This is a genomic window from Enterococcus sp. AZ156 (assembly GCF_051714165.1).
GTDB lineage: Bacteria > Bacillota > Bacilli > Lactobacillales > Enterococcaceae > Enterococcus_B > Enterococcus_B pernyi.
On record NZ_JBIORI010000001.1, the window covers coordinates 944,798 to 971,225 of the forward strand.

21 protein-coding genes are annotated in these 26,428 nt (G+C 34.4%); 20 read left to right on the forward strand and 1 reads right to left on the reverse strand.

From position 1 onward, the window contains the following. Positions 1–4 precede the first annotated feature (4 nt). The 14 genes from IGJ95_RS04565 to IGJ95_RS04630 all read left to right on the forward strand — a co-directional run bounded on the left by IGJ95_RS04565 (position 5) and on the right by IGJ95_RS04630 (position 17,134). Positions 5–1,225, forward strand: a complete 1,221-nt coding sequence (locus IGJ95_RS04565; RefSeq protein ID WP_010735938.1) for an ABC transporter ATP-binding protein — start codon at positions 5–7, stop codon at positions 1,223–1,225. Next, the gene (locus IGJ95_RS04570; RefSeq protein ID WP_438761494.1) at positions 1,215–2,801 is read left to right on the forward strand and encodes a class I SAM-dependent methyltransferase; all 1,587 of its coding nucleotides are present in this window, start codon (positions 1,215–1,217) and stop codon (positions 2,799–2,801) included. Before IGJ95_RS04565 ends, IGJ95_RS04570 begins: the two co-directional genes overlap by 11 nt. 31 nt (positions 2,802–2,832) lie before the next feature. Beyond that, positions 2,833–4,971, forward strand: coding sequence for a glycosyltransferase family 2 protein (locus IGJ95_RS04575; RefSeq protein WP_023519370.1), 2,139 nt, complete (start codon positions 2,833–2,835; stop codon positions 4,969–4,971). 212 nt (positions 4,972–5,183) lie between these two features. Then, positions 5,184–6,575, forward strand: coding sequence for a sugar transferase (locus tag IGJ95_RS04580; protein ID WP_010735935.1), 1,392 nt, complete (start codon positions 5,184–5,186; stop codon positions 6,573–6,575). A gap of 17 nt (positions 6,576–6,592) precedes the next feature. Beyond that, positions 6,593–7,633: a glycosyltransferase family 2 protein gene (locus tag IGJ95_RS04585; RefSeq protein ID WP_104775517.1), complete on the forward strand. Its 1,041-nt coding sequence runs from the start codon at positions 6,593–6,595 to the stop codon at positions 7,631–7,633. Positions 7,634–7,677: 44 nt separating this feature from the next. Further along, positions 7,678–8,394, forward strand: a complete 717-nt coding sequence (locus IGJ95_RS04590) for an IspD/TarI family cytidylyltransferase (protein ID WP_010735933.1) — start codon at positions 7,678–7,680, stop codon at positions 8,392–8,394. Between the two features lie 13 nt (positions 8,395–8,407). Beyond that, the gene (locus IGJ95_RS04595; protein ID WP_010735932.1) at positions 8,408–9,469 is read left to right on the forward strand and encodes an NAD-dependent epimerase/dehydratase family protein; all 1,062 of its coding nucleotides are present in this window, start codon (positions 8,408–8,410) and stop codon (positions 9,467–9,469) included. A gap of 62 nt (positions 9,470–9,531) precedes the next feature. After that, positions 9,532–10,614 carry a glycosyltransferase family 1 protein gene (locus IGJ95_RS04600; protein WP_034691703.1) on the forward strand — a complete coding sequence of 361 codons (1,083 nt, stop codon included), beginning with the start codon at positions 9,532–9,534 and terminating at the stop codon, positions 10,612–10,614. Positions 10,615–10,626: 12 nt separating this feature from the next. Continuing rightward, positions 10,627–11,442, forward strand: coding sequence for a LicD family protein (locus IGJ95_RS04605; RefSeq protein WP_010735930.1), 816 nt, complete (start codon positions 10,627–10,629; stop codon positions 11,440–11,442). An 11-nt stretch (positions 11,443–11,453) separates the two neighbouring features. Further along, positions 11,454–12,437 (forward strand): glycosyltransferase, encoded by a 984-nt coding sequence (locus tag IGJ95_RS04610; RefSeq protein ID WP_010735929.1) that lies wholly within the window; start codon positions 11,454–11,456, stop codon positions 12,435–12,437. A 17-nt stretch (positions 12,438–12,454) separates the two neighbouring features. Further along, a complete protein-coding gene (locus IGJ95_RS04615) occupies positions 12,455–13,405 on the forward strand; it encodes a hypothetical protein (RefSeq protein ID WP_010735928.1) in 951 nt (316 codons plus the stop codon). Positions 13,406–13,416: 11 nt separating this feature from the next. Continuing rightward, positions 13,417–14,478 (forward strand): EpsG family protein, encoded by a 1,062-nt coding sequence (locus IGJ95_RS04620; protein ID WP_010735927.1) that lies wholly within the window; start codon positions 13,417–13,419, stop codon positions 14,476–14,478. Positions 14,479–14,598: 120 nt separating this feature from the next. Further along, positions 14,599–16,023, forward strand: a complete 1,425-nt coding sequence (locus tag IGJ95_RS04625; RefSeq protein WP_010735926.1) for a lipopolysaccharide biosynthesis protein — start codon at positions 14,599–14,601, stop codon at positions 16,021–16,023. A gap of 151 nt (positions 16,024–16,174) precedes the next feature. Beyond that, positions 16,175–17,134: an NAD-dependent epimerase/dehydratase family protein gene (locus IGJ95_RS04630; protein WP_438761496.1), complete on the forward strand. Its 960-nt coding sequence runs from the start codon at positions 16,175–16,177 to the stop codon at positions 17,132–17,134. Between the two features lie 111 nt (positions 17,135–17,245). On the opposite strand, the gene IGJ95_RS04635 is transcribed toward IGJ95_RS04630, so the two are convergent. Further along, positions 17,246–18,400, reverse strand: a complete 1,155-nt coding sequence (locus IGJ95_RS04635; protein WP_023519383.1) for a serine hydrolase domain-containing protein — start codon at positions 18,398–18,400, stop codon at positions 17,246–17,248. 216 nt (positions 18,401–18,616) lie between these two features. Here IGJ95_RS04635 and mltG point away from each other — a divergent pair, with 216 nt between their 5' ends. From mltG to IGJ95_RS04665, 6 genes are all read left to right on the forward strand, one after another. Further along, on the forward strand, positions 18,617–19,792 hold the full coding sequence (mltG, locus tag IGJ95_RS04640; RefSeq protein ID WP_010735923.1) for an endolytic transglycosylase MltG: 1,176 nt from the start codon (positions 18,617–18,619) through the stop codon (positions 19,790–19,792). A gap of 139 nt (positions 19,793–19,931) precedes the next feature. Next, positions 19,932–20,411 (forward strand): transcription elongation factor GreA, encoded by a 480-nt coding sequence (gene greA / locus IGJ95_RS04645; RefSeq protein WP_010735922.1) that lies wholly within the window; start codon positions 19,932–19,934, stop codon positions 20,409–20,411. A 180-nt stretch (positions 20,412–20,591) separates the two neighbouring features. Continuing rightward, the gene (liaF, locus tag IGJ95_RS04650; RefSeq protein ID WP_438761498.1) at positions 20,592–21,323 is read left to right on the forward strand and encodes a cell wall-active antibiotics response protein LiaF; all 732 of its coding nucleotides are present in this window, start codon (positions 20,592–20,594) and stop codon (positions 21,321–21,323) included. Beyond that, positions 21,320–22,393: a two-component system sensor histidine kinase LiaS gene (gene liaS, locus IGJ95_RS04655; protein ID WP_153830339.1), complete on the forward strand. Its 1,074-nt coding sequence runs from the start codon at positions 21,320–21,322 to the stop codon at positions 22,391–22,393. The genes liaF and liaS overlap by 4 nt, the downstream gene beginning before the upstream one ends. Further along, positions 22,390–23,022, forward strand: coding sequence for a response regulator transcription factor (locus tag IGJ95_RS04660; RefSeq protein ID WP_010735919.1), 633 nt, complete (start codon positions 22,390–22,392; stop codon positions 23,020–23,022). The genes liaS and IGJ95_RS04660 overlap by 4 nt, the downstream gene beginning before the upstream one ends. A gap of 289 nt (positions 23,023–23,311) precedes the next feature. Next, on the forward strand, positions 23,312–26,383 hold the full coding sequence (locus IGJ95_RS04665) for an N-acetylmuramoyl-L-alanine amidase (protein ID WP_438761501.1): 3,072 nt from the start codon (positions 23,312–23,314) through the stop codon (positions 26,381–26,383). The last annotated feature ends 45 nt before the right edge of the window (positions 26,384–26,428 follow it).

Here is a 26,428-nt window from a genome sequence, read left to right on the forward strand (position 1 = left end):
AGTTATGACAGAATACGCAATTAAATTAAACAACATCACTAAATCATACAATATGTATGCGAAACCGACGGATCGTTTTAGAGAAGCTTTGAATCCTTTCAAGAAATCGTACCATGATGTGTTCTATGCATTGAAAAATATTGATGTAGAGATTAAAAAAGGTGAAATGATTGGTTTTGTCGGTGAAAATGGTTCTGGTAAATCAACGATGCTCAAAATCATTACAGGCGTTTTGACTCCAACAAGTGGAACCATGGAGATCGAAGGAAAGATTTCTGCCTTACTTGAATTGGGTTCAGGTTTTAATCCAGAATATTCTGGGTATGAAAATATTTATTTAAATGGAATGGTTCTTGGCTTTTCACGTGAAGAAGTCGATGCGATGGTGGATGACATCATTGATTTCGCAGATATCGGAGACCACGTTTATCAACCAGTTAAAACTTACTCAAGTGGGATGTTCGTACGCTTAGCTTTTGCGGTAGCGATCAATGTCAATCCAGATATTCTGATTGTTGATGAGGCACTCGCAGTAGGTGACTTGGAGTTCCAATTGAAATGTATGGAAAAATTTACGGAAATCAAAAATTCTGGGAAGACGATTTTATTTGTTTCCCATGATATCAGCTCGATCCGTCGTTTCTGCGACCGTTCTTACTGGCTAAAAAATGGTGAAGTTGTAGAATTTGGTGATACGATGGATGTGACAACCAATTACGAAAACTTCTTAAAGAAAAAATCAGTAAAAACAGTAGATCGTAACAAAAATCAAGTGGAGCGTTTTGCTGCCCCAGATATCGTCGATGTGTTAAGTGCTGAGTTACTAGATGAAAACAAGCAACCAATCGATATGTTAGAACAAGGGGAAGATCTTTATGTCAAGGTTACTTATGAAGTGAAAGATGATACCATCAAAAAACCTGTATTAGGGATTGCCCTACGAACGGTCGATAATTTCTATGTCTGTGGCTTGAATACCTTACTGGACGATATCACGATTCCTTGGGAAAAAGGAAAAAACGTCTTTTATCTCAAGTATAAGAAGTTAGGCTTACTTGCTGGCGAATACTATTTCGATGTGGCGGTTTTTGAAGAAAATGCCACTGTTCCATTAGTTTATAAAACGAAGTATATGAACTTATTTGTGACGGGTTCTTATATTGGTGAAGGGATCGTGGTCTTGGATCACCAGTGGAAAGAAGGAGATCAAAACAATGAAGTATGATTTCGAAATGGATTTAGATGAACAAAGTAGCGTAGGTAAGATTGTCGGACAAATTAAACCAGGAAGTAAAGTCTTGGAATTTGGTCCAGGCAATGGACGCATGACGAAACATTTGATCGGTGCAAAAAACTGTGAAGTAAGCATCGTTGAACTGGACAAAGAACTATTTGATTACGTCAATGAAATTGCACAAGATGGTTTTTATGGCGATATTGAAAGTTTTGAATGGGCAAAATATTATGCTGGTCAAACGTTTGATTATATATTATTTGCAGATGTCTTGGAACATTTAGTGGATCCTTTGAAGACATTAAAAAAAGTCAGAGAGTTTCTAAATGAAGAAGGCGAGATTTTGATTACTTTTCCTAATCTCGTGCATAACTCTGTATTGATCCACCTCTTTAATAACGAATTGCCGTGGGCTTCGTTTGGGCTACTAGATGAAACACATAATTCATTTTATACCCACGAAGGCTTTCAAAAAGTATTTGCAAACGCTGATCTGCACATCAACATTGAAGATTATTTATATCTAGCAGTAGGGGATACTGAATTGAAGTCGGCATATACTGACTTACCAGAAGCAGTTCGTTATGATTTCAAAATGCGCCCATTTGGCGAAGTGTATCAATACTTCTTTTCATTGAAAAAACACCCAAATGTGGAAGCTAAAATCAATTCACCGCAAAATTCAAATTATGTCAAAATGATGGAAATCATCAAAAAGAGTACGCAAGAAGAAACATTACAGATCCCGTTCAATAATTATACGGGAGAAAACCAAGTATTGACTTTTCCACTGACAGAAGAACCGGTAAGTTTTATTTTTCAATTTGAAAAGCAACCAAGTTATCTTGAGTTCAGTGTTGAAGTAGACGGAGTAAAGCTTGATTTTATCGCATCGAATGCGGTCATCAAAACAGCGACAGACTGTTATATCTTTGATGGATCAGAAGCACCAAGACTAGAATTGACCGATATAAGTGGAGAAACGATCAAAATCTCTTGCCATTATCGATTCATTGGTGAATTACCAGCAACGATGACTGAAGTCCTTAGAGAAATCAAACCTATGGCTGCTGTTCAAAAAGAACTATCTGCTGAAAACGAGAGATTAACAAAAGAAAACCAGCACTTGCAAATAGAGAATAAAGAGCTGACGAAAGTCTTGAAGACTACGGCTGATCGATATTTTGACTTGTTGCAGCCTAACAATTGGGCAATAAAGCCAAAAGGACTATTAGGGAGACCAAAAGAAACGGCAAAAAAAATCCAAGCCAAAGATCTTTCTCTTTGTATCGACGAAAAAAATTGGGATCCAGAAACAAAATTACTCAAAATCATTGGATGGGGAATTTCAAATGCGGAACGTAAACCTTTATCTTATAAGTTGTCTGTAGATCAATCACCATTCTTCGAGGTTCAGCAGATTGAGCGAGCCGAAGTGAATGAAGCCGAAAAACTTCCTCCCCACACAAAAGCTGGTTTTGAGATCCAGATAGCGTGTGAACAAGAAAAATCATTTTTGATTGAATTGATTGCAGAAAATGGGCAGTCTTGGCTAGTTGAAATATAAATAACTTATTAGGTAAAGGAGTACCAAACCAGTGCAAAAAAAAGAAATTGCTGTATTTATCGATAAAATCACTCGTGAGCGGGCGACCGGCGATTTATTGATCGTTGGTTGGGCAATCGATGAAGTAACGAAAGAAATACCGACGATCCAAGTTGAAAAAGAAAATATTATAGCAAAAAATACACCAGTCGTGCGTTTAGATATCAATCATCTTTATGATTTGGATGTAAAAACGCAAAGTGGTTTTAATCTTCGATTATCTGGAAAGATGAAGGGAAAAGCAATTTTAGATTTTCAAACGAAAGATCATCAAAATGGGATAGCCGTCAAATTGAATGGACGCTATCCTTATGATGATGGCATCGAGTCGAGTTTGGAAAAGAAAAAACGATTGTTAAAAAAAGGCTTGAACTATGCTCGAACGCATGGCCTAAAAAAGGCTGTACGTCGTGTGAAAATGGAATTGAAACCAGGTTCGATCGACTATGCACAATGGATCGCTAAGCATGAACAAATCGACGTTGCAGCACAAAAAACAAAAGCGCAAGCCTTTGCCTATCGTCCGTTGATTTCTGTCGTGATGCCAGTTTATAACGTAGAAATCAAATGGCTAGAAAAATGTATCGATTCTGTGATTGCTCAAACATATGACCATTGGGAATTATGTATCAGTGATGATGCCTCTACCGATCCTAAAATCCATAAATGTTTAGAACGTTATCAGCAAAAAGACTCACGGATCAAAGTTGTCTTTCGTGAGGAAAACGGACATATCAGTTTAGCCACGAACTCTGCACTTGAGATCGCTGAAGGGGAATTCATGGCATTACTTGATAATGACGACGAACTTCCTGTCAATGCATTGTTTGAAGTAGTCAATGTCTTGAATGATCGGCCAGAACTTGATTTGATTTATAGTGATGAAGATAAGATCGATGCTGATGGCAATCGCTTCGATCCTCATTTTAAAGCAGACTGGTCACCCAATACTTTGATGGGAAATAACTATATTTCTCATTTAGGCGTCTATCGATTAAGTATCGTCAAAGAACTAGGTGGGTTCCGAAAAGGCTATGAAGGTTCACAAGATTATGACCTAGTTCTTCGTTTTACAGAAAAGATCCCAGCAGATCATATTTATCATATCGATCGTGTCCTTTACCATTGGCGTACGATTCCAGGATCAACAGCTAGTAGTGGAGAAGCTAAAAGTTATATTTACGATTCTGGTGTGAAAGCTTTGACGGATGCATTAGCTCGCAGGAATATCAAAGGCCAAGTGCGTCCAGGAAGAATCTCAGGGTTTTATGAGATCAATTATGATGTCTTACAAGAGGATCTAGTCAGCGTCATCATCCCAACCAAAAATGGGTATGACGATTTGAAAATGTGTATTGATTCGATCATCGAAAAAACGACTTATCCTAACTACGAGATCATTGTAGCTGATAATGGTAGTACTGATCCGAAGATGCAAAATCTTTTCGACTCATATAAGGAACAACTAAAAGAACGCTTTATTGTCGAATTGATCGATATCCCATTCAACTATTCTCGTATCAATAACCTTGCGGCTGAAAAAGCTAGTGGAAAGTATTATTTATTCTTGAACAATGATACGGAAGTGATCGCTCCTAATTGGATGACAACGATGGTCTCATATGCTCAGTTTGATTCAATTGGCTGTGTGGGTGCAAAACTTTACTATCCAGATGATACGACGCAACATGCGGGTGTACTCGTTGGCATCGGTGGCGTCGCTGGTCACGCGTTGAATAATTATGACCGCACACATTGTGGCTATTTCGGACGATTAGTGATCGACGTCGATTATTTAGCAGTGACCGCCGCTTGTATGATGGTCAAAGCGGATGATTTCAAAGCGGTGGATGGCTTCGATGAGACATTACAAGTTGCCTTCAATGATGTAGACTTATGTCTTAAAGTCTATGAACTGGGCAGAAACAATGTGTATGCTCATCAGGTTGAACTATATCACTTTGAGTCAAAATCTCGCGGGTACGAAGATACGCCAGAAAAGCAGAAACGCTTTGCGGGTGAAATCAAAAAAATGCAAGATAAATGGCCCAAATATATCGCACATGATCCTTTCTATAATGACAATTTGACCAAACAAGGAATTGGCGATTTTTCATTACGGCCAGATTAAAGAGTAGTTGATATACCTTAGGAAAGACTTGGAGAATATTCAAGTTTTACTTAAGGTATATTTTTGTATGCCCCATTTTTATAGCAGAATCAAGCACATAAATCTGTCGTGAAAAACTTTGAATTTAGGTTACAATTTGGTTATTCACTATGTTTTTAAAGTGTGCTATGGTAAGATGATAGAGGTATTATTTTGTGGTTAGGAGTGTATACATGAATAAAAATGGAGAATGGAATGTTGCTCGTCGGATATTCATTATCATGCTGGATGTCTTAGTTTACAATGCAGCGATATATATAAGTTTTTTATTGAAATTTCAAGGAGAAATTCCCACACGGAATTTTGAGACCTTTCAACATTCTGCAGTGTTTATATCTATCATCTTTATCGTCTTGAATATTTTATTAGGGGCATACGTCTTCTATAATCGGATGATCAGTGACATTATATTTGTGACTGTAATAGGGCAAGTATTGATGTCTTTAGGTGTAATGGTGGTGACTTTCGCTGGTAGATGGTTTGCCTTTCCACGGGCAGTTATTCTTTTATCTTTGGTAGTAGGAACAGTTTTACTGAGCTTATACCGCATCTTGGTCTACAAATTATATTTGAAAGTCAGTAGAGACAAGAAAGTAGTGATCGTTGGACTTGAAAAAGATGTTGCTCCAGCAATCCAAAATTTCCAATCTAAAAAAAATAATAAACATAAAGTTGAAGCGGTCGTTATCGATAACTATTATGAAAACATCAAGAAGATGATCGATACGATCGATATCGTCTACTTGTCATCACATATTGAAGAAAATGAAAAAATCAAGATTTATCAATTAGTTACTAAGAAGGAAAAAAAATTATTTTTGAATACGACTTTTGAGAATTTAACAATGATCAATCCAAACATTATGAACTTTGAAGATGAAAGTATCATTGAAGCTTCTGGTTTCAAGATACAACCAGAAGATGAATTGTTCAAACGCTTATTCGACATTATCATTTCCTTTATCTTACTGATCCTTGCATCACCTTTCATGTTGCTTACAGCAATACTAGTCAAAGTGACTTCACCAGGACCAGTGATCTATAAACAAGTCCGTATCACTAAAAATCAAAAAGAATTTTCAATCTATAAATTCCGGTCAATGACAGCGACAGCGGAAGCAAAATCAGGACCTGTCTTAGCGAAAAGTAATGATGCTCGAGTAACACCAGTCGGTAAATTTATTCGTGCTGTACGTTTTGATGAATTGCCACAGATTTTTAATGTGTTAAAAGGCGATATGTCGATCGTCGGTCCACGCCCAGAAAGACCTTTCTTTGTGGATCAATTCAATGCAGAAAATCCTTATTATTATTTGAGACATAATGTCCGTGCAGGCATCACCGGCTATGCTCAAGTATATGGGAAATATGTTTCTGACTATAACAGCAAGTTACGCTTTGATTTGTTGTATATCAAAAAATATTCGTTAATGATGGATCTAAAGATCTTATTGCAAACGATCAAGATCCTTTTTGATAAAATGTCTTCCCAAGGGTTAGAAGAGGATGAAAATGCCAGCTCATTAAAAGAAATAGATTTTCCCCAAGAAAAAATTTATAGTTGAGTTGGAGGAGCTGAAAAATGAAAAAACCGATTTTCAGTATTATCGTTCCTGTCTATAATGCCGAAGATACGATCGAGCGTTCGATTAATAGATTGCAATCGTTAGAATTTAATGATTATGAAGTGATATTAGTGAATGATGGCTCTACGGATAAAACAGAACAGTTGATCCATCAATTAGTCGACAAAAATCCTAAGTTTCAATGGGTGACAACTAAAAACCAAGGACCAGGATTTGCACGTAATGAGGGGCTCAATCGTGCGAGGGGGGAATACATCCTCTTTTTTGATGCAGATGACACTCCGAATCGAGCAGTATTAAAAGAATATGAACAACTTTTGAAAAAACAACCGAATGCTGATTTGATTGTGAGTTCCTTCATATTTCGAACTATTGATGATGAAAAAGTAATCTCTGAAAAGATAAATCAGGTCACCGAACATCGATATACGAAACGAGAAGAATTTTTGCAAGACATGTACACATTGATGAATCAGCAACTGATGTATGTTGTTTGGAATAAATGCTACCGTAAAGATTTGTTAGAAAAATATAGTGTTCGATTCAAAAATTATAGTAGTTGTGAAGATCGAATTTTTAATTTAGATTATTTTGAATACTGTGATGAGGTCCTAATGAATCCTAGTATTGTTTATACCTATGAATTCCAAGGTGGCAAAGGAATAACAAATAAATATAATAAAAATAAGTTTCAAACATTTGAAGACTTTTATTTACGAGCAAATGAAGTGACAAATAATAATAATAAAGCAGGAATGGCTTCCCTTTTATTAAAAGGAACAACGTCAGTTCTTTTATCGATTGCTGAAACGTATCAGTTAACTAATATTGAAAAGAGACATGCAATAAAAGAAATTTTAAATAGTGATGTAATAAGAGAAGCGCGCTCGATTGCGTGTACTGATTCGATCATTAAAAAATTGACAAAGTTTTATTTCAACCTACCAAGTACAATCGCTTATCATACTATTATTTTTGCAAATAAGATCCAGCGAATTAGCCCGCGATTAATCGCTTTATTAAAAAGAAAATATTAAGTTCTTACAGTTAGTTAAGATCACGAAAAGGAGAAAAACATTTTATGAATATTGCTTTATTAACTGCTTCAGGTACTGGAACTAGAACAGGACAAGATATTCCAAAGCAATTCATCCATGTGAATAATATTCCAATCCTAGTTTATACACTGAAAGCTTTTGAAGAACATCCAGAGATTGATGAAATTTGTGTGGTTATTTTAAAAGGTTGGGAAGAAATGCTGACTGCTTATGCTAAGCAATTCAATATCACAAAACTAAAGTATATTGTTGAAGGTGGTAATTCTGGACAAGAATCAATTTATAATGGATTGAAAGAAATCTACAAAAAAAGAGCAAAAGATGATGTTGTATTGATCCATGATGGTAATCGACCTATGGTCAGTGAAAAAATCATCAGTGAGAGTATTGCAGTTTATAAAGAAAATGGAAATGCTGTAGCTGTTATTCCTTGTACAGAAGTTGTTTTCACATTAGAAGAAAAAGGAGAGACAAGTTCAGTAAATTCATTGAATCGAGATCTTTTAGTTCGTACACAAACACCGCACACGTATCAATTGGGTGAAATTATCGAAACCTACCAATTAGCAGAAGAAAAGGGAATTAATGATATGGCAGCTTCATGTCAGTTGATGCAAGTTTTAGGAAAAAAATCTTACTTTTCACCTGGATCAGAGAAAAATTTAAAAATCACTACTTTAGAAGATTTAGAAATTTTTAAAGCATTATTGAATTCAACAAATGATGACTGGATCAAGTAAGGAAGGTAAGAAAATGAATCTATTAGAAAACGAAACTTATCTTTCAAATCTAAAAATGTGTGTTCAAAAAACTACTGATATATTTCAAAAATTCAAAGATAAATCTGTCATGATCACAGGAGCAAGCGGATTGATTTGTTCTGCGGTGGTCGATTTATTGATTATCGCTAATCAAGAACTTGATTTGCAGATGACAGTATATACTCTTGGAAGAAATATCGAAAGATTAAAAACACGTTTTTCTACTTATTCGGCAAGTAAATGCATTGTACCAGTATTGTATGATGCGACGAAAGAGTTCACTTTTACTAATAAAGTAGATTATATTATTCATGGCGCGAGTCATGCGAGTCCTGAACTTTATTCAGAAAAACCTGTAGAGACAATGCAAGGCAATATTTTTGGGCTGAATTCATTATTGGAATTTTCAAAGAAAGAACAAGTTGATAGACTGTTATATGTATCATCAAGTGAAGTCTACGGAGAATTTAGTACAGATAGACCTTTACTTGAATCTGATTATGGTTATATTGACCTATTGAATCCACGATCTTCTTATTCTATGGGGAAACGTGCAGCTGAAACATTATGTGTTAGTTATTTAAAAGAATACTCAGTCAAGAGTGTAATTGTTCGTCCAGGACATATTTATGGTCCTTCAGCAAAACAAGAAGATAAACGTGTTTCCTCAGCATTTGTTTTAGATGCTTTGAAAGGTAAAAAAATTATTATGAAAAGCACAGGTAGCCAAATAAGATCCTATACTTATAGTCTGGATTGTGCTACTGCCATGCTATATGCACTTGTTAAAGGAAATCCTGGAGAAGCCTACAATATATCCAATCCATGTTCAATTATCAGTATTGCAGAGATGGCTAAAAAGATTGCGGAAATTGGGAATGTTGATTTGGAGTTTGATTTGCCTACTGCAGGTGAAGCAAAACAATTCAATCCTATGAATAACTCCAGTTTGAATAGCGAAAAGCTGAGTGCTTTAGGATGGAAAGCATTTTTTGATGCAAAAGATGGATTTAAGAATACTTTGGATATCTTATCAGAAAGTATCTCAAAATAATTCTATACTTTTAACCGTTATAGAGTATTAAATATAGAAAAATAGGTGATCAAGTGAACAAAGTGAAAAGAGTGTTACATTTTCAGGGGAGAATGGGCAAAGGTGGAGCCGAATCCTTCATGATGAATCTATATAGAAGAATCGACCGTCGTAAAGTACAGTTCGATTTTTTGATTTATGATGATTTTGCACATGTGACAGATTATCATGAAGAGATAAAAAAACTGGGTGGAAGAATATTTGTAGTGACTAATCCTAAAAAAAACATCATAAAGTATTGGTTTGAGGTTAGAAAACTTTTAGCAGAACAGCATTTCGATATCGTTCATAATGAAGTGTATTTTGGCGGAGGTATCAACCTGGTATTAGCTAGAAAACGAGGAATAACACAACGAATAGCACATAGTCATGCCACTAGTGACGGAAAATCGTCTAATTTTTTAATGAATTTACTAAGGAAATATTTACATCATTTACTTATTAAAGAAGCAACTGATTTTTTAGCTGTTAGTAAAGAAGCTGGAGATAGCTTATTTCAAGGTCATCCTTATGAGATTATTCATAATGGTATTGATTTATCATTGTATAAGACGGATGAAGATGTACGTGCGGAGAAAAGAGCGGAGCTGGGACTTTCCCCAAATGATTTTGTTATCGGGAATATTGGACGTCTCGAAAAGCAAAAAAATCAAACCTATCTCATTGATATCGTTAGCGAACTATTACAAAAGAAACCAGATGCAAAATTGTTGATTGTTGGAGCGGGTTCGTTGCAAAAAAGTTTAGAGAAACAAATAACTGAATTGAGCCTATCAAAAAATGTGTACTTGCTAGGTGAAAGAAACGACATTCCAGAGTTGTTTCAAGCTATGGATGTATTTTGTATGACATCTTTGTACGAAGGTCTTCCAATGGTCGGCTTAGAGGCTCAGGCAAGTAGAAAAAAACTCGTATTATCGAGTACGATTTCTCCAGACACGAAATTGACTCCAAACGTTACTTTTATTGGTCTTGATGAAGCTAAGGCAACTTGGTGTGAAGCAATTTTAAGTCAGCCTTTGAATAATGAAATAACACAAGAATTAATGGAATATGATGTTAGCCATACATTACAACAAATGTTAAAGGTATATAAGGTTTATTAGAGGGAGTAAACAATGTCTGATTATTTAAGTACAAAAGAAATCCATGAAGGTTTGCTAGATTTATTAAAATTTTTTGATCAGTTTTGTCAAGAACACGATATGACATATTTTTTAGCTGGAGGAACCTTACTAGGAGCCATTAGACATAAAGGTTTTATTCCATGGGATGATGATGCAGACATCATTATGCCAAGAAAAGATTACAATAAACTTATCAGCTTAGCACATAAATTGCCAGATTTTCTAGAATTAAAAGCTTTAGAAATCGATAATAAATGGGAATATGCTTTTACAAAAATAAACGATACACGAACGTATATCGATGATGATTATCGAGTTGCCCAGCATGGATTATTTTTAGATATTTTTCCGATTGATTCTGTACCAGAAAAAACTTTTAGCCAAAAATTTTTAGTAAAAAGAATGAAGTTATTAGATGTTTTTAGAGGTGCAGAGAGTAAGAAAAAGTTTAAACCAGAAGAAAAATTTATTTTTATCAAAAAAATGATTGCTAAGTATGCTAGACGTAAGGGTGCGAATCACTTTGCTAGGAAGATGGATCAACTCGCTAAAATTACGAATGAGCGACAGATTGATTCTAGTTTAAAAGGAGTAAGTGTATCAACAATTTATGGAGTGAGAGAATTTTTGCCATCTAGTACTTTTTCTGAAGCTATCTATGTAGAGTTTGAAGACGCGAAGTTATCGATCCCAAAAAATTACAAAGTTTATTTAGAGAGTCTATATGGAGATTACATGCAATTGCCACCTTTAGAAAAGCAAAAAGGAGATCACTATAAAATAAAAAGACATAAGAAAGAAAAGTAGGTAATATAAATATGAGAGATAAATCTTTTACAGTTTCAGTGATTATGCCGACTTATAATGGTGAAAAAAATATCATTGAACAATTAGAATCAATCAAAAATCAAGAACGTATGCCTGATGAAGTATTATTATGTGATGATGGTTCAACCGATCGCACGGTTGAGATCGTAACTAATTTTATAGAAGAAAACCAATTATCTGGATGGCAGTTGTTGATCAATGAGGTAAACATCGGTTGGAGAGAAAATTTCATCCGCTTGATTCACCAAGCAAAGGGGGATGTGATTTTTTTTAGTGACCAAGATGATATTTGGTACCCGCACAAAATTAAACATATGTCTGAAAAGATTATGTCGGACCCGGAAAATATAAAAGTACTAGTTTCTAATTATGATGAGCTACTTGAAGAAAATGGTGTCTCTTATCCATGTGAAAAGAGAAAGATACCGACAAAACAACCAAATGATTATATTTATTTTTCTAAAAAAAATGTATTTTTAAATCGACCAGGATGGGTTTATGCTTTTCAAAAAGACTTTATTCCGACTTTCGATGAGTTTCTCGAAACATCACTTTATCCAGTTCATGATATGGCGATGTGGTCTACAGGTGTTTTAACAGACAAGTTATATCTACTAGATGAAAAAACAGGATTATGGCGAAAACATGGAAGTAGTGCCATGCAAATTGAAAATGAAGAAACAGAAAAAACTGCAGAAACTAAGAAAAATATACGTTTAGGAAAACTGGAGTTATTAAAAATTCTAACAGAATCAAATTTGAATTTTGTTCAACGAGTTGATGTGCCAAATAAAGAGTATAAAATAAAAACATTGAAAGCTTTATTAAAGGAATTAGAAACAAGATTAAAGATTATCGAAGAAGATAAACCAATGGCTGTGTTGACATCTTGGAACTCTTATACAGTTTTGCATTCTTTTCTAGCTGATATCTTATACTTTACAAAAAGCAGAGTGAATAAAAAATACCGGTAATAAATGGAGGAAAATACATGTCCAATAATAGTCTGTCGCCTAAAGATATATATTCTTTTTTTAGAGATCATTTAAAAGTATATGTTGTTTCATTTATAGTAAGTTTACTTCTTGTAGGTGGGTTATTCTTCTATTCAAATTATTCTCAAAGTAAGATTGAAAATAATAATCAAATAAATCGTCCATTATTCTCATTTATTTTAGAAAATAGTCAAGGTAACATCATGACTGCTTCAGGGGCTGTAAAACAAGTATTTTTAACTAGTTTACAGGAAAAAAATCAATTTTCAGATGAGACACTTGAAAAATTAAGTGTAGGATACAATGATATCCAAAACACGATTGATGTTCAGTTTACAGATGATGTCCCAGAGCAAGAACAAAAACAAATATCTGAATTATTGCAAAAGGAAATGACTAATAACGAGTTACCATTTTTTGATAATAAAACGTTCTATTATATCAACAAAGATATCCAATATAATAAAACATTGCCAGCACAAGTGAGTGAAGGAATTAGTACAAAAAAAATCATTTTATTAGTATTAGTAATGATAGTTATTACATTGGGTCTAGGAACTCTTTTAGTAAGTTGGAAAGAGTACAGAACCAAAGTTATCACGCAAAAATTCACACTGGGAAATGATGTTCAAGCGATTGATATCAATTCCTTAGACTTATCAACAGTAGAAGAAAAACTAAATATTATCAATTCACTATTGAATGGCACATCTGAAAATAAATTTTTGGTTTTAGAAGAAAATAATACCATTGATAAAAATAAAATTTTCAAGCATGATGATACAAATATTTATTCAAATTTGAATCATATTATTGAGCCTGTGTCGTTTAAACCAGATGAAATTTTAATTGTTTGTTTTAAGAAAAATACGACAAAAAAATGGTATAGAGAACAATTAGAGATTGCAAAAGCTTTAACTAATATCATTAAAATAATCTATATATAAGGAGAACAGCATTGTACATTTATGTAGGAACATTCGCACTGCTAGCGGTATTGTCAGTTTTGGAATATTTTACTAGAAAAAAAATATTTTTTTATGCTGGTATCGTATTTTTAACGTGTTTAGCAGGTTTTAGATTTTCTACGGGATATGATTTTTCTTCCTATAACAATTTTTTTGATAGGTTAATTAATTGGGATAAAATATTCGATGGTAGTATTGATGCAGAACCTGGGTATCTTTTATTAAATTATATCGTACGTGAGCTAGGAATGAATTTTTCAACTTTTATCTTATTATTTTCTATAATAAGCATGTTATTGCTCGCTTATGCACTTAATAATTATTTTCCGGTTCCATCAATTGCACTACTCTATTACTACTCTAGATTTTTTCTAGTACGTGATATGGGGCAAATAAGATCTTCTATTGTGGCTATCATATTCTTATTGGCTTTACCAGCGTTCAAAAAAAGAAATTTAAGAAATATTATTCTACTTTCGTTAGTAGGTTCATTATTTCATATTGTTTCTATTTTTATTATTCCTGCGTATCTTTTCGTACAGATTGTTAAAGAGATCAACGTCCCTAAAGAAATATTTCTGATTTCATCTAGCGCATTTGTAGGAATCATTTTCTTTTTCCCAAATTTATTTAGGTTTATGATTCCAGATCGTTACTATGGTTACTTATCTGGGTACTATGCACAAGGTAGTTGGATTTTTAATCCGGTATTCATAATGCAATTAGTCATACTGATTGGCGCAACTATTTTCGTAAAAAACAACAATACAGTTTTTACAGAAAACTTTAATATAATATTGTCTTTATATTGCTTATCGACGATTCTGTTAGTGTGTTTCGGACCTTTAGCAACAATTGGTGGAAGAATCAGTACAATATTTTCAACAGTAGAAATTTTTATCGTACCCATTGTATTGGAGAAACTTTTTAAAAATAAATTTCTATTTTTAATAACTTTTATTTTGTTCAGCTTCTGTATATTTATTTTGATTTTTATTGTTTCTGGAGCATATAATTCATATGTCCCATACAATACGATATTCTTTAAATAATTAATAGTATTCAATAGATTAGCTTAAATACTACTAAGGTTAATTTGTAAGAAATATAGAGGCACAAGCACTATATATAAGATGGTTTTATTAAATAGTATGACAAAGTAGGTATTAATAATGAATGATAAAGCAAGAAACGTAATGAAAAACTTATACTATACTGTAGCTGCAAATTTTGCTACTTTAGGAATATCAGTGCTATTAAATCTATTTGTGCCAAAACTTTTAGGTGTTACTGAATATAGCTATTGGCAACTTTATGTTTTTTATTCGTCTTATGTAGGTTTTCTACATTTTGGTTGGATTGATGGCATCTACTTAAAAATTGGCGGAGAAGAATATGATCAGTTGAATAAACGAGATTTGGGTACACAGTTTTGGTATCTAATGATCTTTGAACTATTCTTATCTTTCTTTGTAGCTATATGGGCCTGGTTGTTTCTTCCTCATTCTGAGCAATCAGTCATACTTATCTTAACAGCAATAGTGTCAGTCGTGACGATTATAAAAACATTTGTTTTATATATTTTACAATCGACGAATCGAATCAAAGAGTATGCACAACTATCAAGAAATGATCGATATCTATATGTTTTATTTATTGCTATTTACTTTTCTTTAGGTGGTAGAAATTTTTTCTGGTTGATTTTATTAGATATCCTTTCTAAATTGTTGGTAACATTATGGGGAATGTCTTTGATTAAAGATATGTTAAATGTCAAATTAATCAATTTACGAGTTTTATTCCCAGAAATATTAGATAATATCAATATTGGTAGTAAATTAATGATTAGTAATATTGCGAGTATGCTGATTATTGGAACAATCCGTTTTTTTGTGCAACAAAAATGGACAATCGAAACATTTGGTAAGTTGTCATTCACACTAAGCCTTTCAAATATGTTTTTGACGTTCATCAATGCCATTGGCATTGTTATGTTTCCTTTATTAAGAAGGACGAATAAAGAGAGATTGCCTGAATTGTTTCGAATTCTTAGAGGATTATTTGTCCCATTAACGTACGGATTACTAATATTTTATATTCCTGCAAAAATCATTTTAAGTTTATGGTTACCGGAATATGCAGAAAGTCTTAGGTTTATGGGGATTTTATTCCCAATTGTCATTTATGAAGGAAGAATGTCATTACTGATCAATACGTATCTAAAAACTTTGAGAAAAGAAAAAACGATTTTATTTGTAAATATCATTACGTTAGGAGTAACATTACTTGCGTCTTTATTTGTGATTTTCATTGTTGGAAATTTAGATTTGACTGTTTTACTCATTTTAATTAGTTTGGCCCTACGTTGTAATCTGGCTGAATTTTTCTTATACAAAGATTTGCGATTAACAATAGGTTGGAAGCATGTTATTGAAACATTATTAACTGTGCTATTTATTTTAAGTAACGTACTATTCAATGCATCCTTCGCAAGCATGGTTGTATACGTCGTTATTTATATTGTATATCTTGCTTTTATACATCGATCAATTATTGCTAGCTATAAAGATTTTCGTATTTTACTAAAAGAACGTTAATCTAAATTTCTGTATAAAATCATTCATAAAAACGTCTCGTAAAAAATATTTTATTTTCTACGAGACGTTTTCGATTACACTGCATAGTGTTCAATATCTTATCATGGTAAAATAGGTTTATATTTTTTAATAAATAATTGGAGTGAATAAAGTGGATAAAATATTAATTACCGGTGGAGCCGGGTTTATCGGTTCAACAATGGCAAATCATCTAGGAGATCATAACGATATTGTAGTTATTGATGATTTATCAATGGGGAATAGAGAGAATTTAGATCAAACAAAAAAAATCACTTTTATTGAAGGTGATGTCAGTGATAAGCAAAAAATGGAAAAGATTTTGCAATCTCACCAGTTTGACTATATCTTTCATTTAGCTGCTATAGCTAGTGTTGCTGATTCCGTTGAACGGCCGTTGGAAACTCATCGAGTGAATTTTGATAGTGTCTTGATGTTACTTGAGTTGATTCGTAAGTATCAGCCAAATTTAAAGCGTATTGTATTTAGCTCTTCTGCAGCTGTTTATGGAGATGAACCAACACTACCTAAAAAAGAAGAGTCAGTTATTCGACCGTTGACGCCTTATGCTATTGATAAATTTGCCGCTGAACAATATGTACTTGATTATTGCCATTTGTATGATGTGCCAGGAACTGCGGTACGTTTCTTCAACGTATACGGTCCAAATCAAAATCCAAATTCGCCATATAGTGGGGTGATCTCGATTTTAGTGGATCGCTATAAAAAGCAACTTGCAGGTGAAAAAGCGTCATTTATTTTATTCGGCGATGGGAGTCAATCAAGAGATTTTGTCTATGTCGAAGATGTTGTGCAAGCTTTATTACTTGTTTCAAAAGAAGAAAAAGCATTAGGGCAACAATTCAATGTTGGAACGGGAAACAGTACAACTTTACTTGAGTTGATCCAGACAATCAATCAGATTCTTGAAGTTGAATTACTGTTAGATTATCAAGAGGAGAGAGCAGGAGATATCCATGACTCTTTAGCTGATATCACTAAGCTTTCAACCCTTGGTTACCAACCTAAACATAGCATACTAGATGGCATGAGAAAATATTTAGCAACAGAAATAAATATGACAAAATCATAAAATTTCTATATCTAGGGAACAACTGAGAAAACCTTGTATCAAGCCAAATTGCTTATACAAGGTTTTCTTCATTCTTATTCAATTATCACAGATGACAGGTAAGCAAATTGCTTATTCATCATTTCCCATCAATTTATAAATCTGATCTCTAAGATCGGTGGCTGTTGTTTTATATTTTTTATCGGCTTGGATATTACTTTCTAATACAACTGCATCAGAGGTATCTTTTTTCATTGCTAATACCGCATGGAAACGATTGATGTTTCCTTGAGCAAATATGGTATCTCTCCCACTGTAGACCCCGCCGTTATATGGACGTCCATTCAAATTCTTTCCCCAAAGAGAAAAAAGTAAATCTTGTGGAATCAATTTTCCTTTTAATACTTTTGTAAAAAATTCATTCAAGTCATAGACGGACATACTGATATTTCCAGTTCCTAATTCATTACGTATATCTGTTTCAGATTCAGTCAAAGCTTGATGATAATCATCGTCTGGACTCATTTGATAAGAGACTGCGTGTTCTGAAGTGTTTTTGACTTGGTCATAGAAGGTCGTCTGTTTTAATTGTAAAGGAGTGATGATTTGGTCATACACCAACTTTTCGTATGGCTGATGAGTTAATTTCATTAAAATACCTGTTAGTAACGTGAAATTCAATGGTTCATATTTGTAACTTTGATCATTGGTATATTCGAGATGGTCTAGGGCAAACTGGATCACCTCTTGGTCATTCATCGGTACGGTCGGAGAAGCTGTTTTTTTCAATCCTGATCGCATATATAATAAGTCTTTGATCGTGATTTTATTGCTACCGTTGATTTGGGGATAAAATTTATCCAGTTTTGTATCTAGAGAAAGTTTCCCTATATCAACTTGTTTTAGAATCAGTAGTGCAGTCATTGCTTTTTGGATCGAGCCAATTTGATAATACAAAGATGGAGTATTTGGTTGCTGTGCTTCTTCGTTAGCGTATCCGTAGCCCTTTTCAAGGATCACTCGATTGTTTTTACGAATATAGACAGATCCGACATAATCATTTTTTTGTAATAATTGGTCGATTTGATCGGCAAGGACCTGTTCATCTTTGGTCAAATCTAGGGAATCGTTTGCCACTTGAATCGAGGCGGATACTCTTGACTGGGCCATTTCATAGGTAGCCCAAGTGATAATCCCAATAGTGACGACTAAAATGAATAAGCAGATTTTTTGAGAAAAAGAAAAATGGGAAGCTTGTTTTCTTCTTAAATGTTTCCTTGTGTTCATGTACATCAATCCTTCCTGTCAAAGAGCTTAGTGATTTAAATAAGCAGATTATTGTTATTTAGTAAATAAGAATTATTTTATTTTCTATTTTAAGCCGAAGATAATCGATTTACTACTTACAATTTTGACATAAGAATTGTTAAAAATAATTCACCTCCGCCTGAATTTCATGTATAATGAATAAAGTTATGAAGTTGATAGTAAGGAGGAGTTGTTTTGTCAGAAAACAAACAACATCCAGATGAGAAGAGACGACGACAAAAGAATGCAACTGATTCGACAGATGTAGTCAGTAAGCGAAAAGACCTACGTAAAAAAGAAGATAAAATCGTAGGAAAAATTATTTTAGTGATTGCGCTTACGTTGCTAATTATTGGATGTGTATTTGGTTTTACGGTCTATCGCTATATTGATAGTGGCTTAAAACCTTTAGACCCAGAGAATGAACAATTGGTTTCAATCGAAATCCCTAGTGGTTCTTCAAATAAGCAAATCGGAGAGATTTTAGAACAAGACCATATCATCAAGAGCGGTATCGTATTTAATTATTATACAAAATTTAAAAATATGACTGGCTTTCAGGCTGGCTTCTACCAATTAGCCCCTAACATGACGTTAGATGAAATCGGTAAAGAGCTCCAAGAAGGTGGAACCTCAGAACCTACAGAAGTGGCAGATGGGAAGATCACGATACCAGAGGGATTTGATGCAGAGCAGATTGCAGAACGAGTAGCAAAAATCACTGGGAAAGATAAACAGGAATTTTTAGATCTACTAAAAAACGAAGCCTTTTTCACGGAATTGACCCAAAAATATCCTGATTTATTAGAAAGTGCAGCTAAGGCAGAAAACACCAAGTATCGCTTAGAAGGTTACTTATTCCCAGCGACTTATGATTACTATAAAGATATGTCACTCAAAGATCTGATCATTCAGATGGTCGATAAAACGAATACCGTGTTACAACCATACTTCTCAACGATCAAGCAGCAAAATCATACGGTTCAAGAAATCATGACACTTGCTTCATTGATCGAAAAAGAAGGGGTATCTGAATCAGATCGTAAAAATATTGCCAGAGTTTTCTATAATCGGATTGACATAGGGATGCCATTACAATCAGATATTTCTATTTTATATGCGTTAGATGAACACAAAGAATTTGTCTCTTATGAAGATACGGCAGTCGATTCACCATATAATCTTTATACAAATAAGGGATATGGTCCAGGACCGTTCAATAGCCCGAGTGAAGCAGCTATCCAAGCTGTTGTTGAACCAGCAGAGAATGATTATTATTATTTTGTCGCAGATATCTCTACAGGTGAGGTTTATTTTGCAAAAACATATGAAGAGCATATGGAATTAGTACAAAAATACGTAAATAATTAAAATTGAGCGCTGGCTGTAACTTTATTTATTTTTAGAAAAACATTTACATTTTAGAAAAAGCATGGTAATCTTTTTTGGACTGTAGTCCGTAAAAGATTACCTTTTGCGGTATTCCATAGAAAAAGGAGAAGAGTTATACATGGTAGAAAAAGTATATCCTATGACGCTTGAAGGAAAAGCGAAGTTAGAGCAAGAATTAGAAGAATTAAAAACAGTTAAACGGGGAGAAATCATTGAACGAATCAAAATTGCCCGTGGCTTTGGTGATTTATCTGAGAACTCAGAATATGAGGCAGCTAAAGATGAACAAGCTTTCGTAGAAGGACGTATCACGACAATCGAGAATATGATCCGTTTTGCACAGATCATTGACAATGATGGCGTTGATTCGGATGAAGTATCTATTGGTAAAACAGTGACGTTCATTGAGTTACCAGATGGTGAAGAAGAAGAGTATACGATCGTGGGAAGTGCTGAGGCAGATCCTTTCTCAGGAAAAATCTCAAATGATTCACCGATTGCACAAGCTTTGATTGGCAAATATAAAAATGATGAAGTAACAATTTCAACACCTGGTGGCGATATGCAAGTAAAAATCGTCAAGGTTGCGCAAGCATAAGTTGAAATTTAGACACAGATAATCAATTATTGGTTTGTCTATACAAAAAGGTCTGGGATCATGACACAAAGTCCCAGGCCTTTTGCTGTAGAAAGCGATAGTTACATCTAAAGTCCTATAGCATCTCGAAACAAAAATAGGTATGATAAAAAAGAGAATGAAAAGGAAAGGAGAATAGCGATGAATAGCTCTTGGCGCTTTTTTATAGTAGTAGAAGCCTTACTATTGATCTTTGCAGTTTGGCAAATCGTAAATAATGTTGAATTATTACTATTAGTTTTATTTGGTATTTTTAATATCTATCTTGCATTGCGAAAATCACCGAGATCGGGATTTCAGAATTTTCAATTTGTACTAGGTGGACTAGTTATTTTTTTCAGTTTGATCAATAGTCCTGTGCTATGGATAATGGCAGTCTTTGCTGTCTTGTTCATCGGTCTTAAAGGTGTAGAGATTTCTGGGATCGATCTAACCAAAAATGCTTTTTGGCGAAAAAAACAAATCATTATGGTTCAAACAGAGCAAGTGAAGTCCCACAATAATGAACGAAAAAAACAACAATTATTCGGTAACCAGCGAATTGGTAATGATGTGTATGAATGGGATGATATTAATATCTCTCTACTTTCAGGAGACACGATCATCGATTTAGGGAACACCTTGTTACCTAAAGACGATAATATCGTTATCGTCAGAAAAGGAATCGGTCGGACACGCATCTTAGTTCCTTTAGGGATTGCAATCAGTCTCGAACATGCAACGTTAGTAGGAAATGTACAATTTGAAGAAGAACAATTTGCATTGAAGAACGAGTCGATTAAAATCTATAGTAACGATTACGATGAAAATCCACGTCGTTTAAAAATCATTACGAACACATTACTTGGGGATATCGAGGTGATTCGAGCATGATAGAGAAACTTTCTCGACCGATGCTAGCTATTTATGCTTCGATCGCCTCATTTATCGTCATTTTATTTTCTTTTTTTACTTATTTTTACGCAAGTAATCAAACTCATTTTTGGCGTACTTTATTAAGTGCCAGAATTTTATACGTGCCATTGATCTTTCACTTACTAGCAATTTCGTCAGGTGTCGGTTTAATTGTTTTTTTGATTGTCTCTCTTTTACAAAAAGCACTTTATGGGAAAATCGAAGAGCAGTTACGGGCAATTTCATCCGGTAACTATGAAGCAAAAGTTTTAAATGATTCCTTACCAAGTGCATCTGACGATATATATGTTAAAGAAATTGAAAAAGAAATCACTAAAATCAAAGAAAAAATGATCGAAGTGTCAAGTGAACTTCAAATATTGACGAGTCGACCTCAATATGTCGATGGACAAACAAAAGAAGAAATCTTAGAATTAGAAAGACATCGTTTAGCGCGTGAGCTACATGATTCAGTTTCCCAGCAATTATTTGCAGCGATGATGATGATGTCTGCTCTGACGGAACAAGCAGAAAAAAGTGATACGCCTGAAATGTTTCGTAAACAACTAAGGATGGTAGCAGATATCATCAATGCTTCACAATCTGAAATGCGTGCGTTGCTACTACATTTGCGACCAGTCAATCTTGAAGAAAAAAGTTTGAAACAAGGGATTGAACAATTATTAAAAGAATTAAAAAACAAGATACAAATTGCATTGAAATGGGATATTGAAGATATCACTTTGTCTGATTCGATTGAAGATCATCTCTTTCGGATCGTTCAAGAACTACTTTCAAATACGTTACGCCATGCAAAAGCAAATGAATTAGAAGTGTATCTGCATAAAATCGATAATAATCTTTTATTACGAGTGATCGATGACGGCACTGGCTTCAATATGAATGAAACAAAAACTGGCAGCTACGGACTAAACAATATTAGAGAACGTGTAGCAGGTATTGGTGGGACAGTAAAAATCATTAGTTTCAAAGGACAAGGGACAAGTGTAGAAATTAAAGTTCCTTTAATAAAGGAGGCGGAAAAATGATAAAAGTATTACTAGTCGATGATCATGAAATGGTACGTTTAGGGGTTTCTTCCTATTTGTCGATCCAAGAAGATATCGAAGTAATTGGAGAAGCAGAAGATGGACGAAAAGGCTACGAAAAAGCCATGGAACTTCGTCCGGACGTGATTCTAATGGATTTAGTCATGGAAGAAATGGACGGGATCGAATCTACAAAAGCAATCCTCAAAGATTGGCCAGAAGCAAAAATCATTATTGTCACGAGTTTTATTGATGATGAGAAAGTATATCCGGCTATTGAAGCTGGCGCAACAGGCTACTTACTTAAAACATCGACAGCCCATGAAATCGCCGATGCGATCCGCGCGACTCAAAGAGGTGAACGTGTGCTTGAACCTGAAGTAACCTCGAAAATGATGGAAAAGATGAGTCGGCGTAATGAGCCAATCTTGCACGATGATTTAACGAATCGTGAAAATGAGATTCTTATGTTGATCTCTGAAGGAAAGAGCAATCAAGAAATCGCAGACGAATTGTTTATTACTTTGAAAACAGTCAAAACACATGTTTCTAATATTTTAGCAAAATTAGAAGTGGAAGATCGTACGCAAGCTGCCATATACGCATTCAAGCATGGATTAGTGAAGTAAGTAGACTTATGACTTATGATCTAAACAGTAAGCACATTTTTGCTAAGTATAAATTGGAACATAAATTATAAAGTATCCCTGTTTTCACATTGATAAGGGAAAACAGTACCCTGATCCAAAGCAAAATGTTATTACTTTTGTTTTGGATTTATTTGTGTTTGCTAATTACAAATTACATTGTTTGTTATTTTGAATTCTTTGTTATCATGTTCTTTTCATTTGGGTCTTTTTATAGTTTAATATATTATAGGACAATATAAGTTCGATTTAAAAAATAAAGGAGAATGTCATGAGAAAAAATTGGATAGGCATGTTATTAAGTTTCTTATTACTGTCAGGCTCGATCACGCCAAGTGTCTACGCAGTATCGATAAACGATAGAACAAATACGTCACAAGGAAGTACTTCGCAAACAAACGAAACTACAGCAACATCATCTAATGTCCCTTTGATAGAAAGTACTAATCCCACCACAGAGGAAACCACAGGAACAACAGAAAACTCTGCAGAAAATTCATCTAAAGATATTTCTGTTGATGAAGTTCATTTCCCAGATCAAAATTTCCGTCAAGTATTGATTGAAATGATGGAGAAGAATCATAGTAACGTATTATCCGATGAATTATTGGCTACAACTGAGTTGGATCTTAGTGGTAGAAATATCAAATCATTGGATGGTATCGAATATTTTAAACAGTTAAAAAAACTGGAAGTTCAAAATAATGAGTTAGAACAAGTAGATGTCTCGGCTCTTTCAGAGTTAACTTACCTTGATGTTTCTAAAAATAAACTGTCAACAATTGATTTGTCGATGAATGATCATTTGACTTATTTTAACGGGAAAGAACAATTGATTAATGCAGAAGCATCAAAAGATGATCGTGAATGGGTGATCAATCAAGACAATCTAAAACCGGAATTAAATAAGATCGATATTAACTCAACTAATTGGGAATACAATGGATCCGTTTTTACTACTGTTGAACCTTCGGCACTAAATTATAGTTACCAAGTAGAGTTTTCACAAAAATCAATTTTAGAAGAAACATCTAATCGCTCACTAGATATCACTGTAGACGTGAAATTTTTAGAACAAAATAGCGTTGAATCAATTATTCCAAAAGAAGAAAAAATAGAAATGATCCAAGGCGAAACTAAACAACTTGAGTATTCGCTTGTTCCAGAAAATGCTGAGATTATTACTCCAAATTGGGTATCAGTAGACAATAATATTGTTGAAGTGGATGAAAAGGGTCTGGTGACAGCAAAAGCAATCGGTGAAACAGAAGTATTATTAAAAGATGGCGAGAGAACATTAGGAAAGTTCAACATACAAGTAGAAAAAAATAACAATGATTCAATAACCCAAGCGAATCGCCCAGAACAAACGGTGAGCAATCGTGCAGAAGTTTCTAAACCATCCGTCAGTTATCAAACACACGTGCAAACTTACGGTTGGCAAAGTACCGTAGCTGATGGTGCTACTGCAGGTACGATTGGTCAAGGTAAAAGAATTGAAGCCATTAAAATCCAATTACCAAATAATTCATTAAATGGCGATATTGAATATAGTAGTCATGTACGAACGATTGGCTGGCAAAATTATGTGAAAAATGGTGCTACATCAGGAACGACAGATCTTTCTTTACGAACAGAAGCAATTAGGATTCGCTTGACTGGAGAGATAAGTGAACAATATAGCGTCTATTATCGTGTGCACTCAGCTTATTTTGGTTGGTTAGGTTGGGCAAAAGATGGCGAAGATGCAGGTAGTTCAGGATTTGGGTACCAAATGGAAGCTATCCAGATCCAACTAGTCAAAAAAGGAGAAGTTGCCCCAACTCAGAGCACAGCTTTCTATGACAAAGATAAACTCCCTAATCCTAATGTCAATTACCAGACGCACAGTCAGTCAGTCGGGTGGCAACCCTATCAGTCAAATGGTTCAACTGCTGGAACGATGAATCGTGGATTAAGATTAGAGGCTGTAAAAATAAATGTTTCGGATACACCAATCCCTGGCTCCATTGAATATTCTAGTCATGTGCGTTCTATTGGTTGGCAAAATTATGTGCGAGATGATGCGATTTCCGGAACAACTGATCGTAAACTTCGAACAGAAGCAATTCGAATACGTTTAACTGGTCAGTTAGCAGAACACTATGATGTTTATTATCGCGTGCACTCAGCTTATTTTGGTTGGCTAGGTTGGACAAAAAATAATGGCAATGCAGGAAGTGCAGGATTTGGTTATCAGATGGAAGCTATGGAAGTAAGGCTGGTAGCCAAAGGGCAATCTGGACCAGCAGCTAGTACTGCCTTTTATGATAAGGATACAATAAAAAATCCTAATGTTAATTACCAAACGCATAGTCAATCGATTGGTTGGCAAGGTTATCAAATGAATGGTGCAACTGCGGGAACAGTGGGACGTGGCTTTAGATTAGAAGCATTACGAATGAATATCTCTAGTACACCTATTCCAGGAACAATAGAATATAGTACACACGTTCAATCGATTGGCTGGCAAAACTATGTGAATAATAATACTCTTTCGGGAACAGAGGGTAGAAAATTACGAGCTGAAGCGATAAGGGTGAGATTAACTGGTCAGTTAAGTCAACATTATGATGTCTATTATAGAGTTCACTCTGCGCAACTTGGATGGTTAGATTGGGCCAGAAACGGTCAAAATGCTGGGACGTCCAATGTAGCATTACAAATGGAAGCTATCCAAGTTGTACTAGTTAAAAAAGGAGCACCAGCGCCAGGACCTACGTCAAATCCGTACCAAACCTCAATCAATCATCTATTTGTAATGGGACATGGAGCAGGAGATCCAGGGGCTTCATATAACGGTATCAACGAGCGAGACTTTACAAGAAATGAACTTATGCCATATTTACAAAAATGGGCAGGGCGCTTAAAAACAAATCGTATAACCTTTTATGATACAAATGCGGATATGTTCCAAGACACTCGTAGAATGCAGGGTGCGTATACGATTAGTAGTAGTTTTTCTTCTGTAACAGAATTTCATTTAGATGCAGGAGCGATTGGTATTAGTACTGGTGGGCATGTGATTGCGCATCGTAACGGCAACTCATATACGACACAAAATTATGCCATTGCTAATGTGATACGCACACATGTAGGTTTATGGGGCTCTGTTCAAAATACCGGTGGTATCAACTTAAGAAGTGATTTATTGAATTTGAATGTACTACATTCTCGTGGTATCCCTTATCGACTAGCGGAACTAGGATTTATCACCAATACTCGTGATGTAGAAAATATTCGTAGAAACATGGATCAAATTGCTAAAGGGATTGTAGAAGGAGTGACAGGAGAAAGATTGTAAAGTAATCATTTCTGTTTTATCAATTTTTTATCAAATATTAATCCT

Coding starts and splice junctions, on each gene's coding strand:
- liaF (WP_438761498.1), top strand. CDS start 20,592: ATGAATAGCTCTTGGCGCTTTTTTATAGTAGTAGAAGCCTTACTATTG.
- IGJ95_RS04635 (WP_023519383.1), bottom strand. CDS start 18,400: ATGAACACAAGGAAACATTTAAGAAGAAAACAAGCTTCCCATTTTTCT.
- IGJ95_RS04625 (WP_010735926.1), top strand. CDS start 14,599: ATGAATGATAAAGCAAGAAACGTAATGAAAAACTTATACTATACTGTA.
- liaS (WP_153830339.1), top strand. CDS start 21,320: ATGATAGAGAAACTTTCTCGACCGATGCTAGCTATTTATGCTTCGATC.
- IGJ95_RS04660 (WP_010735919.1), top strand. CDS start 22,390: ATGATAAAAGTATTACTAGTCGATGATCATGAAATGGTACGTTTAGGG.
- IGJ95_RS04595 (WP_010735932.1), top strand. CDS start 8,408: ATGAATCTATTAGAAAACGAAACTTATCTTTCAAATCTAAAAATGTGT.
- IGJ95_RS04665 (WP_438761501.1), top strand. CDS start 23,312: ATGAGAAAAAATTGGATAGGCATGTTATTAAGTTTCTTATTACTGTCA.
- IGJ95_RS04565 (WP_010735938.1), top strand. CDS start 5: ATGACAGAATACGCAATTAAATTAAACAACATCACTAAATCATACAAT.
- IGJ95_RS04570 (WP_438761494.1), top strand. CDS start 1,215: ATGAAGTATGATTTCGAAATGGATTTAGATGAACAAAGTAGCGTAGGT.
- greA (WP_010735922.1), top strand. CDS start 19,932: ATGGTAGAAAAAGTATATCCTATGACGCTTGAAGGAAAAGCGAAGTTA.
- IGJ95_RS04615 (WP_010735928.1), top strand. CDS start 12,455: ATGTCCAATAATAGTCTGTCGCCTAAAGATATATATTCTTTTTTTAGA.
- IGJ95_RS04605 (WP_010735930.1), top strand. CDS start 10,627: ATGTCTGATTATTTAAGTACAAAAGAAATCCATGAAGGTTTGCTAGAT.
- IGJ95_RS04585 (WP_104775517.1), top strand. CDS start 6,593: ATGAAAAAACCGATTTTCAGTATTATCGTTCCTGTCTATAATGCCGAA.
- IGJ95_RS04590 (WP_010735933.1), top strand. CDS start 7,678: ATGAATATTGCTTTATTAACTGCTTCAGGTACTGGAACTAGAACAGGA.
- IGJ95_RS04610 (WP_010735929.1), top strand. CDS start 11,454: ATGAGAGATAAATCTTTTACAGTTTCAGTGATTATGCCGACTTATAAT.
- IGJ95_RS04580 (WP_010735935.1), top strand. CDS start 5,184: ATGAATAAAAATGGAGAATGGAATGTTGCTCGTCGGATATTCATTATC.